General features: G+C 60.4%; 14 protein-coding genes. 10 read left to right on the forward strand and 4 right to left on the reverse strand.

Features of this window, described 5'->3' with window-relative positions:
- Nucleotides 1-78 precede the first annotated feature (78 nt).
- The 3 genes from QR290_RS08475 to QR290_RS08485 are packed head-to-tail and all read left to right on the forward strand — an operon-like array spanning nt 79 to nt 1,927.
- Nucleotides 79-579, forward strand: a complete 501-nt coding sequence (locus QR290_RS08475; RefSeq protein WP_115076905.1) for an MFS transporter — start codon at nt 79-81, stop codon at nt 577-579.
- A 16-nt stretch (nt 580-595) separates the two neighbouring features.
- Entirely contained in the window at nt 596-1,372 is a 777-nt protein-coding gene (locus tag QR290_RS08480; RefSeq protein WP_115076906.1) for a class II glutamine amidotransferase, read from the forward strand.
- Nucleotides 1,373-1,384: 12 nt separating this feature from the next.
- Nucleotides 1,385-1,927 (forward strand): DUF2937 family protein, encoded by a 543-nt coding sequence (locus QR290_RS08485; RefSeq protein WP_007956487.1) that lies wholly within the window; start codon nt 1,385-1,387, stop codon nt 1,925-1,927.
- A 34-nt stretch (nt 1,928-1,961) separates the two neighbouring features.
- On the opposite strand, the gene QR290_RS08490 is transcribed toward QR290_RS08485, so the two are convergent.
- The gene (locus QR290_RS08490; protein ID WP_115076907.1) at nt 1,962-2,873 is read right to left on the reverse strand and encodes a LysR family transcriptional regulator; all 912 of its coding nucleotides are present in this window, start codon (nt 2,871-2,873) and stop codon (nt 1,962-1,964) included.
- Nucleotides 2,874-3,019: 146 nt separating this feature from the next.
- Here QR290_RS08490 and QR290_RS08495 point away from each other — a divergent pair, with 146 nt between their 5' ends.
- The 4 genes from QR290_RS08495 to QR290_RS08510 all read left to right on the forward strand — a co-directional run bounded on the left by QR290_RS08495 (nt 3,020) and on the right by QR290_RS08510 (nt 6,732).
- Nucleotides 3,020-4,306: an MFS transporter gene (locus tag QR290_RS08495; RefSeq protein WP_064594172.1), complete on the forward strand. Its 1,287-nt coding sequence runs from the start codon at nt 3,020-3,022 to the stop codon at nt 4,304-4,306.
- 61 nt (nt 4,307-4,367) lie between these two features.
- Nucleotides 4,368-5,120 carry a 5-oxoprolinase subunit PxpA gene (locus QR290_RS08500; protein ID WP_289204711.1) on the forward strand — a complete coding sequence of 251 codons (753 nt, stop codon included), beginning with the start codon at nt 4,368-4,370 and terminating at the stop codon, nt 5,118-5,120.
- The gene (gene pxpB, locus QR290_RS08505) at nt 5,117-5,821 is read left to right on the forward strand and encodes a 5-oxoprolinase subunit PxpB (RefSeq protein WP_289204712.1); all 705 of its coding nucleotides are present in this window, start codon (nt 5,117-5,119) and stop codon (nt 5,819-5,821) included. The genes QR290_RS08500 and pxpB overlap by 4 nt, the downstream gene beginning before the upstream one ends.
- Complete coding sequence (locus QR290_RS08510; RefSeq protein WP_289204713.1) at nt 5,818-6,732, forward strand: biotin-dependent carboxyltransferase family protein; 915 nt, start codon at nt 5,818-5,820, stop codon at nt 6,730-6,732. The genes pxpB and QR290_RS08510 overlap by 4 nt, the downstream gene beginning before the upstream one ends.
- 37 nt (nt 6,733-6,769) lie before the next feature.
- Here the strand turns inward: QR290_RS08510 and QR290_RS08515 are convergent, their stop codons facing one another.
- Nucleotides 6,770-7,948, reverse strand: a complete 1,179-nt coding sequence (locus QR290_RS08515; RefSeq protein WP_016771218.1) for a vWA domain-containing protein — start codon at nt 7,946-7,948, stop codon at nt 6,770-6,772.
- A 12-nt stretch (nt 7,949-7,960) separates the two neighbouring features.
- Nucleotides 7,961-8,806, reverse strand: coding sequence for an AAA family ATPase (locus QR290_RS08520; RefSeq protein WP_007911294.1), 846 nt, complete (start codon nt 8,804-8,806; stop codon nt 7,961-7,963).
- Between the two features lie 225 nt (nt 8,807-9,031).
- Between QR290_RS08520 and QR290_RS08525 the strand changes: the two genes are divergently transcribed.
- Nucleotides 9,032-9,334: a DUF2442 domain-containing protein gene (locus tag QR290_RS08525; RefSeq protein ID WP_289204714.1), complete on the forward strand. Its 303-nt coding sequence runs from the start codon at nt 9,032-9,034 to the stop codon at nt 9,332-9,334.
- Here the strand turns inward: QR290_RS08525 and QR290_RS08530 are convergent.
- Nucleotides 9,294-10,370 (reverse strand): DUF748 domain-containing protein, encoded by a 1,077-nt coding sequence (locus QR290_RS08530; protein ID WP_115076912.1) that lies wholly within the window; start codon nt 10,368-10,370, stop codon nt 9,294-9,296. The genes QR290_RS08525 and QR290_RS08530 overlap by 41 nt on opposite strands.
- A gap of 128 nt (nt 10,371-10,498) precedes the next feature.
- Here QR290_RS08530 and cysK point away from each other — a divergent pair, with 128 nt between their 5' ends.
- Both cysK and QR290_RS08540 read left to right on the forward strand, forming a co-directional pair.
- Nucleotides 10,499-11,473: a cysteine synthase A gene (gene cysK, locus QR290_RS08535; RefSeq protein WP_007956517.1), complete on the forward strand. Its 975-nt coding sequence runs from the start codon at nt 10,499-10,501 to the stop codon at nt 11,471-11,473.
- A gap of 187 nt (nt 11,474-11,660) precedes the next feature.
- Complete coding sequence (locus tag QR290_RS08540) at nt 11,661-12,599, forward strand: aspartyl/asparaginyl beta-hydroxylase domain-containing protein (RefSeq protein WP_115076913.1); 939 nt, start codon at nt 11,661-11,663, stop codon at nt 12,597-12,599.
- Nucleotides 12,600-12,646 lie beyond the last annotated feature (47 nt).

Below are 12,646 nucleotides of genomic sequence, written 5' to 3' on the forward strand. Positions count from 1 at the left end.
AATAAGGGCCGCACGGACGGCGGGGAAGCCTGACGTGCGAAAAGTCGTTACTATAAGCGCCTCTTTGCCTGCCTTGCCATGGACACCATGACCGAGAACGACTATCTGATCGCCTGGGGCCTTTACGCCTTTGCCGCCGTGGGCTGCCTGTTGGTGTGGATGCGCATGACCCGCTGGATGTGGCGCTGGCTGCGCGAGCCGCTGCGTGTGCTGATGGCGGTGTTGCTGTTCAGCCCGACCATCATTGACCCGGTGAAGGAAAAATTCGCCCCGGCCATCGCCATCACCGCACTGGATCTGGCATTCAAGGTCGGCAACAACGCCTGGCGCGCGATTTCCGAACTGCTCATGTACGCCATGATCGCCTTCGGTCTGTACCTGATTTTCGTGCTGATCCGCTTCCCGATCGAGCGCGCTTCGAACGCTCGCAAGGAGCAGGCCGAAGCAGCCCGCGCCGCTGCCCGTGCCGAAGACGAGCGCGAAGGCGATCAACCGTTCGGCGGCGCCGGCGATGATCGTTATGGCCGCCCACCGCTGCCGAGCAATCCGCAGCGTCGGCGCGTCGAGCCGCGTCTGTAATCACGAGAGTCCGCACATGTGTGAATTACTGGGCATGAGTGCCAACGTGCCGACCGACATCGTGTTCAGCTTCACCGGGTTGATGCAGCGCGGCGGTCGCACCGGTCCGCACCGCGACGGCTGGGGCATCGGTTTTTATGAAGGGCGCGGCTTGCGCCTGTTCCAGGACCCGGCGGCCAGCAGTGAGTCGGAAGTGGCCAATCTGGTGCAGCGTTATCCGATCAAAAGCGAAGTGGTCATTGGTCATATCCGTCAGGCCAATGTCGGTAAGGTCTGCCTGTCCAACACCCATCCGTTCGTCCGCGAGTTGTGGGGGCGCAACTGGTGCTTCGCGCACAACGGCCAGCTCGCCGATTTCACCCCGATCAAGAGTTTCTACCGCCCGGTCGGCGATACCGACAGCGAAGCGGCGTTCTGCGATTTGCTCAACCGCGTACGTGCAGCGTTTCCGGAACCGGTCGATATAGAAGTGCTGCTGCCGGATCTGGTCGCGGCCTGCGCCGAATATCGCAGCAAAGGCGTGTTCAACTGCCTGCTCAGCGACGGCGACTGGCTGTTCTGCTATTGCTCGACCAAACTGGCGCAGATCACCCGACGCGCACCGTTCGGCCCGGCGCGGCTCAAGGACGTCGATGTGATCGTCGATTTCCAGGCCGAAACCACGCCCAACGACGTGGTCACGGTGATTGCCACCGAACCCTTGACCGAAAACGAAACCTGGACCCGCTACGAACCGGGCCAATGGAGCCTGTGGCGACGCGGCGAATGCGTCAGCCAGGGCACGACCGAATAAGGATTTCCCCGAATGTTGCTCAGTTATCTACGGCTGGTGTTGTTTGCGGCGGGCCTGTTGATCGGTGTCCAGGTGCCCGGTTTCATCAACGATTACGCCAAGCGGGTCGAAGCGCACCTGATCGAGGCGCAGACCGGTCTGCGCGGTTTCCAGGGCACCGCCGAGCAGTTTTTCAAGGGTGATATCCAGGCGCTGGTCGCCCACTATCGCGCCAGCGAGGACCCGGTGTTTCGCAGCGATGCCGACAGCCTGAGCACCTTGCTCAACCGTCAGCTGGCGCTGGACAAGCAATTCCAGGCGATGCAAGGCCCGTGGTACATCCGCTTCCTGCAAGTGGTGCTGGCCGCCGACCCGGACATCCGCAAGGAAACCTGGAACGGCTACAGCTATCAGATTCTGCTGACGCCTGAGGCGATGATCTGGGGCATGAGCGGCGCGTTGCTGCTGTCGTTCGGCCTTGAATGCCTGTTCCGTCTGATCGACTGGGTGGTGCTGGGCGGCAAGCGCCTGCGCCAGAGCCGGCCGATCGAAGACCGGGATGTGCGCGGGCTGTAAGCTTCGATGCATCGTTCCCACGCAGTGGGAACGATCAACTTAAAGCGATGTAATCCTTGCCCACCTTGCGCGCATACCCCTCAAGCACCTGCTGACACAGCGTCACAATCTCCTCGACCCATTCCACACCGACCCGCCACGACACCACGACTTGCAGGTTTGGCGGGCGCTGTTCGATGTCGAGCAGGGTCAGTTCGCCCCGCGCCAGTTCCTCGGCCACCAGCACCGGCGGCAACGCGCCAATGCCGAACCCGTCGCGCAACAGCCGGGTGATCGCCGACACCGAATTCACACAGTTCAACCGTGGCGCCAGCACGCCCTGGGCCTGCATCAGCGCCAGAATGTCCTGATGCGGCCGGGAGTTTTTCGAGTAAGTGATGATCCGTTCCTGCGCCAGGTCGGAGAGGCTTTGGTAGTCGCGGTTGTAGATCGAATTGCTGGCGACGATCCAGCCGATGGGGTGGCTGGCCAGCTCCAGGCTGCGCACGCTTTCATGGCGCACCAGATCGGTTTGCAGAATCAGATCGAGAAAGCCTTTTTGCAGCTGATCGCAGAGGTTCAGCGAGGTATCCGCCACCAGTTCGATTTCCACCCGTGGGTACAGATCCGTCATCTGCGCCACCAGCGGGCTGAGCCAGGTGTGAATCACCGTGTCCATCACCCCAATGCGCACCCGGCCAACCTTGCTTGATCGGGTCTCGATCGACTGCTTCAGCGCCTGCATCGTGTCGAGCATCTGCTCGGCGTATTCCAGCACTTTCAAACCTTCGGGCGTCAGGCTGACGCCGCGTGAATCACGCAGGAACAGCTTCACCCCGAGCTCGCCTTCGAGCACCGCGATCCGGCTGGAAATCGAGGCCTGGGTGGTGAACAGCTTGTCGGCGGTCAGGCGAAAACTTTTCAGCCGGGCGACCCAGACGAAGGTTTCGAGAAACTTCAGGTTCATGGCAACAAATTTTTCTTATGTCTTGGGCGGGTTTTTATTCGTTGGACGCGACCGGGTGACGCACCCAAGAATCGACGCATCCGGTTCCCACGATAGGCGTCGTCGGAACTTCGAACAAGACCAATAAAAGCCTGCGGAGACATGCCATGAGTGCGCCCGACACCCTCGACCTCCCCAAGACTGCGGCCCGTCCCGGCCCGTTCGACTGGTATCGCAACATCAATCAGCAGGAGCGCCGGACCTTCTGGAGCTGCAAGATCGGCTACGGTCTGGACGGCATGGACACCCAGATGCTCAGCTTCGTGGTGCCGACCCTGATCGCAATGTGGGGCATCACCACCGGAGAAGCTGGGCTGATTCACACCAGCACCCTGATAGCCTCGGCCATCGGCGGTTGGGTGGCGGGGATTCTCTCCGACCGCATCGGCCGCGTGCGCACCCTGCAACTGACGGTGCTGTGGTTCGCCTTCTTCACTTTCCTTTGCGGCTTCGCTCAAAACTACGAACAGCTGCTGATCGCCCGCACTCTGATGGGCTTCGGTTTCGGCGGTGAATGGACCGCCGGCGCCGTGCTGATCGGCGAAGTGATCCGCGCCAAGGACCGCGGCAAGGCGGTGGGTATGGTGCAATCCGGCTGGGCCTTGGGTTGGGGCCTGACGGCGATTCTGTATGCGCTGCTGTTCTCGGTGTTGCCACCGGAAGACGCCTGGCGCGCACTGTTCATCCTCGGCATCGTGCCGGCAGTGTTCGTGATTTTCGTCCGCCGTCTGGTGAAAGACCCGGAGATCTACCGCGAAGCCAAGGCCAAGCAAACTCCAGATAGCCCTTCGAAGTTCTACGAGATCTTCGCCCCCGGCATGCTCTTCACCACGATTCGCGCCTCGCTGCTGACCACCGGCGCCCTCGGCGGCTACTACGCGATCACCTCATGGCTGCCGACTTTTTTGAAGAACGAACGCGGCTTGAGCGTACTCGGCACCGGCGGTTATCTGGCGATGGTGATCATCGGTTCCTACGTCGGTTATGTGATCAGCGCCTATTTGACCGATCTGTTGGGCCGCAAGAAGAACTTCATTCTGTTCGCGGTCGGCTCCTTCACCATCGTTCTGCTCTACACCCAATTGCCGGTCAGCAACGGCGTGATGCTGTGGCTGGGCTTCCCGCTGGGCTTCTTCGCCTCGGGAATTTTCAGTGGCATGGGCGCGTTTCTCACCGAGCTGTTTCCAACCCGGATTCGCGGTTCGGGGCAGGGATTCTGCTACAACATCGGCCGGGCGCTGGCGGCATTGTTCCCGCTGCTGATTGGCCTGCTCAGCCAGAAAGTACCGCTGAGCGTAGGCATCGGTGCCTTTGCGGCGGTGTCCTACGGGGTGGTGATTCTTGCGGCGTTGAGCCTGCCGGAAACCCGTGGCAAGCAACTGGACGCGCAGTAACTGATAACCTGCGACAACTGTCCTACAGCATAAAAAGATAACAGCTACAGGAGTGTTCACCGTGAGCCGCCTGCTATTGAACTGTGACATCGGCGAGAGCTTCGGCAACTGGACCATGGGTCTGGACGCGGAAGTCATGCCCTTCATCGATTGCGCCAACATTGCCTGCGGTTTTCACGCCGGCGACCCGAGCATCATGCGCAAGACCGTCAGCCTGGCCCTGAGCCACGGCGTGCAGATCGGCGCGCATCCGGCCTATCAGGATCTGGTGGGGTTCGGCCGCCGCTCCATGGCCTACACCGCCCAGGAACTGCAAGACATCCTGCATTACCAGATCGGTGCTCTCGACGGCATTTGCCGTGCCCAGGGTGGCAAAGTCAGTTACGTCAAACCCCACGGGGCGATGTACAACGACATGATGGCCAACCCGGCGCAGTTGCGGGCGGTGATTCAGGCTGTCGCGGCCTACGATCGCAGCTTGCCACTGATGCTGATGGCCACCCGTGACAACACGGCAGCCCAGCAACTCGGTGACGAATACGGCGTGACCCTGTGGTTCGAAGCCTTCGCGGACCGTGCCTACGACAGCGCCGGCCGACTGGTCTCGCGACAACTGCCGGGCGCGGTACACCACGATTCCGAAACCATCATCGGGCAAGCGCTGACCATCGCCCGTGGCGACAACCTCACTGCCAGCGACGGCAGCGCGCTGCACCTGCAAGCCAACACCTTGTGCGTGCACGGTGACAACGCCAGTTCGGTGGCAGCCGTGCAGCGCATTCGTCAGGCCCTGAACGAGCAGAGCGCGCCATGAATCCGCGGGTGGAAGTGGTGGCGCTGGATTGCCTGATGCTGCGTCTGTTCGATGAAATCGCCGAAGCCAACATGCCGTGGATGCTCGCCGCCAGCGAGCGGCTGCGCACGGTGTTCGGCGCACATCTGATCGATCTGGTGCCGTCGTACACAACGTTGATGGTGCATTACGACCTGACCGAATTGAATCCGGGTCAGGCTCGGGAATTGATTGCCGAAGCCTTGATCGACCTGTCGCCGAATGCGCGCACCGGCGGCCAGTGTCATGTGCTGCCAGTGTGGTACGACCTGAGTGTCGGCCCGGAATTGAGCTTGCTGTCGCAACGCAGCGGTTTGTCGGTGGAAGAGGTGATTCGCCGCCACAGCGCCCGTGAATATCAGGTGTTCGCGCTCGGATTCGCACCGGGGTTTGCCTTTATGGGGCTGGTGGAAGAAGTCCTCGCGGCGCCGCGTCTGAATACCCCACGCAAGAAAGTTGCCGCCGGCAGCGTCGGCATCGCCGAACGGCAGACGGCCGCGTATCCGGTGGTGTCCCCCGGTGGCTGGAACCTGATCGGTCGCACGCCGGCAAAACTGTTCGACCGTGAACGCGATGGCTACAGCCTGATGCAGCCCGGCGATACCGTGCGCTTCGAAGCGGTGAGCCACGCAGAATTCATCAACCTCGGCGGTGATGACACACCCTTGGAGGCGTTGTCATGAGCCGACTGATGATTGAAGCGAGTACGCCACTGTGCCTGTTGCAGGACGCCGGGCGTTTTGGCGTGCGCCATCTGGGCGTGACCCAGGGCGGCGCGGCGGACTGGCGGTCGATGGCCTGGGCCAACTGGCTGCTGGGTAATGGCTTGGACTTGCCGGTGATCGAAATCACCCTCGGCGGGTTCACGGTGCTGGCTGAAGAAGATTGCTTGCTGGCGTTGGCCGGTGCCGATCTTGGCGCGCAGATCGATGGCGAGGCGTTGGCCCCGTGGCACAGCTTCAAACTGCGCAAGGGACAGACTTTGAAGTTCACCCAGCCGTTGTCGGGCGCGCGGGCCTATCTGGCGGCGCCCGGTGGTTTCAGTGCGCCGAAAGTGCTGGGCAGCAGCGCCACGGTGGTGCGTGAAGAGCTCGGTGGTCTCGATGGTTTTGGCTTGCCGTTGGCCAAGGGCGCTTCGCTGAGTTATCAGGGCGAAACCCTGATGGTGCGTGAGGTCCCGGCACAACATCGACCGGATCTGCGCCTCGACGCGCCGCTGGATCTGGTGCTGGGCGCGCAGATCGGTCAGTTCAGCGGGCAGAGCCTGTTCGATGCATTCAACAGTGCCTGGACGCTGGACAGTCGTGCCGATCGCATGGGTATTCGCTTGCTGGGGACGGCGTTGCAGTATCAGGGCAAACCGATGATTTCCGAGGGTATTCCGCTCGGCGCGGTGCAAGTGCCGCCGGACGGGCAGCCGATCGTGTTGCTCAATGATCGACAGACGATTGGCGGTTATCCACGATTGGGAGCGTTGACGCCGTTGGCGCTGGCGCGTCTGGCACAGTGTCTGCCGGGGGCGAAGGTCAGATTGCGCCCGGTGGTGCAGGAAGTGGCACACCGGGAGCATGTCGAATATCTGAAGCGCTTTTGATTGTTTCCCCCGCCGCTGGCGGGGGAGCCATTGCGGATTACTTGGACAAAAACCGCATCCCTTCTTCCAGCCCGCGCAACGTCAGCGGATACATCTGATCCTCGATCAAATCCCGCACGATGTTGGTCGACGATGTATAGCCCCACGTATCTTTCGGGTACGGATTGATCCAGATGAGCTTCTTGTACTTCTCCATAAAGCGCTGCATCCACACGTAACCCGGCTCTTCGTTCCAGTGCTCGACGCTGCCGCCGGCCTGGGTGATTTCATAAGGCGCCATCGCGGCGTCACCGATGAAGATCACTTTGTAGTCGGCACCGTACTTGTGCAGCAGGTCCTGGGTCGACGTGCGCTCGGAAGTGCGGCGCATGTTGTTCTTCCACACCGACTCATAAATGAAGTTGTGGAAGTAGAAGTACTCCAGATGCTTGAACTCGGTCTTGCAGGCCGAGAACAGTTCCTCGCAGATCTTCACGTGGGCGTCCATCGAGCCGCCGATGTCGAACAGCAGCAACAGCTTCACCGTGTTGCGCCGTTCCGGGCGCATCTGGATGTTCAGCAGCCCGGCATCCTTGGCGGTGTGGTCGATGGTGCCGTCGATGTCCAGCTCTTCCGCCGCGCCCTGACGGGCGAATTTACGCAGGCGGCGCAGGGCGACCTTGATGTTGCGGGTGCCCAGTTCAACGGAGTCGTCGAGGTTCTTGTACTCGCGCTGATCCCAGACTTTCACCGCTTTGCCCTGGCGCTTGCCGGCATCGCCGACCCGAATGCCTTCCGGGTTGAAGCCGCCGGAGCCGAACGGGCTGGTGCCGCCGGTGCCGATCCACTTGTTGCCGCCGGCGTGGCGTTCCTTCTGTTCTTCCAGGCGTTTCTTGAACTCTTCGATCAGCTTGTCCAGGCCGCCGAGGGACTGGATCTGCGCGCGTTCCTCGTCGCTCAGCGAGCGCTCGAACTCCTTGCGCAGCCAGTCTTCAGGGATCAGCGCCTGCAAGTGATCGTCGAGCTTTTCCAGGCCGTTGAAGTAGGCACCGAACGCGCGGTCGAACTTGTCGAAATGCCGTTCGTCCTTCACCAGAATCGCCCGCGACAAGTAGTAGAACTCGTCCATGTCGGCGAAGGTCACGCGCTGTTTCAGCGCGTTGATCAGGTCGAGCAGCTCGCGCACCGACACCGGCACCTTGGCTGCACGCATTTCATTGAACAGGTTGAGCAACATGGCATCAGCCTCTTAGCGGGTGCCGCGACGGCTCATGAACGCCAGGCGCTCAAGCAGTTGCACGTCCTGTTCGTTCTTCACCAGCGCACCGGCCAGCGGCGGGATGGCTTTGGTCGGATCGCGCTCGCGCAGCACCGCTTCGCCGATGTTGTCGGCCATCAGCAGTTTCAGCCAGTCCACCAGTTCCGAGGTCGATGGCTTCTTCTTCAGGCCCGGCACCTTGCGCACGTCGAAGAACACGTCCAGCGCTTCGCTGACCAGATCCTTCTTGATGTCCGGGTAGTGAACGTCGACGATTTTCTGCAGGGTGGTGCGGTCGGGGAAGGCGATGTAGTGGAAGAAGCAGCGGCGCAGGAACGCGTCCGGCAGCTCTTTCTCGTTGTTGGAGGTAATGATGATGATCGGACGCTTCTTGGCCTTGATGGTCTCGTCGATCTCGTAAACGTAGAACTCCATCTTGTCGAGTTCTTGCAGCAGGTCGTTGGGGAACTCGATGTCGGCCTTGTCGATTTCGTCGATCAGCAGGATGACCCGCTCTTCGGACTCGAACGCTTCCCAGAGCTTGCCCTTCTTCAGGTAGTTGCGCACGTCGTGGACTTTTTCATTGCCCAGTTGCGAGTCGCGCAGACGGCTGACCGCGTCGTACTCGTACAGGCCCTGATGGGCCTTGGTGGTGGACTTGATGTGCCAGGTGATCAGCTTGGCGCCGAACGATTCGGCCAGTTGCTCGGCGAGCATGGTCTTGCCGGTGCCCGGTTCGCCCTTGACCAGCAGCGGCCGCTCCAGGGTGATGGCGGCGTTGACCGCCAGCTTCAGGTCATCGGTGGCGACGTAGGCCTGGGTGCCTTCGAACTTCATCTGCTAATCCTCGAACGGTAACGCCGACCTGAACGGGCAGGGCGGGGGCGAAATAATCGGATGCCCGACTATAACGCGCGCCCCGGTCGACTGTGAACGCAGACGGCTTATTCAGTCTCTGAATGGGGCGTCACATGTTGACTCAGTTTCGGCGCATAGCCAGCATTCAACGATCATCGGATTGGAAGTAGCCTGCTGAACCTGTCTGATAGAGGATCGTAACCGATGTCGCCCAAGAAACGCCCTCGTTTATCGGCTGTACAGCCTTTGGCAGATTTTCGCCTGGCGTTGACCTTTATTGAGGGTCAGCAATTGATTGTCGATTTGAGCCAGGACCTGAAAAGGTATCCAGGCCTCAAGCCATTGCTTGATCCGGAGGTATTCGGCGCTGCATTAATCGGAGTTGATGGCTGGAGTGTGGATTGGCCGGATCCGGATATTCAGATCGGCGCAGACACCTTGTATCTGGATGCGCTCGCGCAGTGCGCTAACCCGCATCCGGCTTCGGCCGCTCATATCGGGCATTGAAGGCCTGGATGAATCCGTTGCGCAAAATCTGCAAAAACGCTTCGAACGCGCTGATATCTTGCTGATGGACGCTGCCGCTGAGTTCGACCTTGGTTGCGAACTGGTTTTTGGCCTGGTTTTTCAGCACGGTTTCAGTGCCGCCGACCAGTGCCTCCCAGACTGAGCGGAAGATGCTTTTGTTCTTGTTCTCCACGTCCTGCTGCCAGTTGAATACTTCAACGTCGCGCAGCAATGGCTTGATGTAGCCGGTGAGCTGGGCCTTTTTGGCCTGGGCTTCGATGACCACATCGCCGTGGCCGGCGTTGAAGTCGAATTTGCCGTAGGCCGAGGCAAAGTCGTTCATGCGTTTGAGTTCAAGGTCGCGTGCGCGCAGGCGAAACTCGAAATCCTCGAAGTTGCTCAGCGGGTCGAAGGTGGCGGAGGTTTCCAGTGGTGCCTGACCGAGCAGCAGGGCCTTGCCTTCGAAGCGGGCATCGCGCTTGCCCTTGGTGTCCACGACATTGGTCAGGTTGTAGATGCTGGCGTCGACATTGGTCGCATTCATGTTCACCGGTGGTTTGGAATTGAAGTTGCGAAAGCTGATACGGCCATCGTTGATCTGCACCTCGTCGAGGGTGATCGGCAGCAGTTTGCCCAGCTGCGCGCGCCAGTCGGTGCCTTTACCGGTCTGGGAGTTCTGCTTGTTGGCCCCACCATCGACGAAGTTCACTTGCGGTTTGAAGAACTTCACCTGCGCTACTACCGCGTGGTCGTACCACAGCGAGTGCCAGCTGACGGACAGGTCGATCAACGGCGCATCGACGAACGGCACTGGCACCTTGCCGTCGACCTTGACGATCTTCAGGCCATTGATCTTGTAAGCCCCGCGCCAGAGCGCCAGATCGACGTCGGTGATCTGGCCGCGGTAGTCGCCCATGTTGGCCAGTTTGTCATTCAGATAGTCGCGCACGATGTAGGGCAGGGCGATGTGCAGGGCGACCAGCAACACCACGATGGTGGCGAGAATCCACAACGGCCAGCGGTAACGACGCTTCATGGCAGCAAATCCCGAACGGTGTAAAGCGATTGACTGCCGCCTGCCGCAGACGTTCGGCCCGACTGGACTGAGAGGGGCAACAGGCTTACCTTGGAGCGCTGAATTCAACGCTGCACAAGGACCCAGCCATGAGCCGTATTTTTGCTGACAACGCCCATTCCATCGGCAACACGCCGCTGGTGCAGATCAACCGCATCGCGCCCCGTGGCGTGACTATTCTGGCCAAGATCGAAGGTCGCAACCCGGGTTACTCGGTCAAGTGCCGGATTGGCGCCAACATGATCTGGGACGCCGAAAGCAGCGGCAAACTCAAGCCGGGCATGACCATCGTCGAGCCGACCTCCGGCAACACCGGCATCGGCCTGGCATTTGTCGCTGCCGCTCGCGGTTACAAATTGCTGCTGACCATGCCGGCCTCGATGAGTATCGAGCGACGCAAGGTGCTCAAGGCGCTGGGCGCCGAGCTGGTGCTGACCGAGCCGGCCAAGGGCATGAAGGGCGCGATCGAAAAGGCCGCGGAGATCGTTGCCAGCGATGCGGGCAAATATTTCATGCCGGCCCAGTTCGATAATCCGGCCAACCCCGCCATCCACGAAAAAACCACCGGCCCGGAAATCTGGAACGACACCGATGGCGCCATCGATGTGCTGGTGGCGGGCGTCGGCACCGGCGGAACCATTACCGGTGTGTCGCGGTATATCAAGAATACGGCGGGCAAACCGATTCTGTCAGTGGCGGTGGAACCCGTGTCGTCTCCGGTGATTACTCAGGCGCTGGCGGGCGAAGAGATCAAGCCGAGCCCGCACAAGATTCAGGGCATCGGCGCCGGTTTTGTGCCGAAGAACCTTGATCTGTCGATGGTTGACCGGGTCGAACTGGTGACGGATGACGAGTCCAAGGCCATGGCCCTGCGCCTGATGCAGGAGGAAGGGATTTTGTGCGGGATTTCCTGCGGTGCGGCCATGTCGGTGGCGGTGCGCCTGGCGGAAACTCCGGAAATGCAGGGCAAGACCATTGTCGTGGTGCTGCCGGACTCCGGTGAGCGTTACCTGTCGAGCATGCTGTTCAGTGATCTGTTCACCGATCAGGAGAACCAGCAGTAAGTGGCGCGTTGATTCAGGTCAGCCAAGGTTCAGGATCGTTATGTTAAGAAGTGCTTTGTTGCGCAATTCTTAACACTGAATCTTGGGTCGGGCGGGTTTTTCCCGGAGCCGGTAGTGTTTATCATGGCCGGCCGCCATCTCGGGCAAATGACATGGCGTGGCGTTGTCTTATTTCAAGGAGTTGTTGATGACCTTTTCGTTAGCCGCCAAGGTGTCGGTGTTGCTGCTGTTTGTGGGCAGCATCCTCTACGTGCATTTGCGCGGCAAGGCGCGTTTGCCGGTGCTGCGTCAGTTCGTCAACCATTCGGCGCTGTTCGCCCCGTATAACGCCTTGATGTACCTGTTTTCGGGCGTGCCGTCCAAGCCGTATCTGGACCGCAGCAAGTTTCCGGAGCTGGACGTACTGCGCGATAACTGGGAAACCATTCGCGACGAAGCGATGCATCTGTTTGACGAGGGTTATATTCGCGCCGCCGAGAAGAACAACGACGCCGGTTTCGGCTCGTTCTTCAAGAAGGGCTGGAAGCGTTTCTACCTCAAGTGGTACGACAAACCGCTGCCATCGGCCGAGACCCTGTGCCCGAAAACCGTGGCGCTGGTCAGTGCCATCCCCAACGTCAAAGGCGCGATGTTCGCGTTGTTGCCGGGTGGCAGTCATTTGAACCCGCACCGCGATCCGTTCGCCGGTTCCCTGCGTTATCACCTGGGTCTGTCGACGCCCAACTCCGACGATTGCCGGATCTTCGTCGACGGTCAGGTCTACGCCTGGCGCGACGGTGAAGACGTGATGTTCGACGAGACTTACGTGCACTGGGTCAAGAACGAAACCGAAAAGACCCGCGTCATCCTGTTCTGTGACATTGAGCGCCCGCTGAGCAATCGTCTGATGACCCGCATCAACCGCTTCATCAGCGCCTGGCTGGGCCGTGCTACTGCCCCGCAGAACCTCGACGACGAGCGCGTCGGCGGGATCAACCAGGCTTACGCGTGGAGCAAGAACTTCAGCGACAAGTTCAGCGGTAAGGTCAAGCAGTGGAAACGCCGTAATCCAAAAGCCTACCGCGTGATGCGGCCGGTGCTGGCGGTGGTGGTGCTGACGTTGCTGGGGTATTGGCTGTTTGGTTGAGGCTGGATTTAAAAGCATAAAAAAACCGCTCGTTTGAGCGGTTTTTT

Origin of the sequence: Pseudomonas fluorescens (assembly GCF_030344995.1) — a bacterium.
Taxonomy (GTDB): Bacteria; Pseudomonadota; Gammaproteobacteria; order Pseudomonadales; family Pseudomonadaceae; genus Aquipseudomonas; species Aquipseudomonas fluorescens_BF.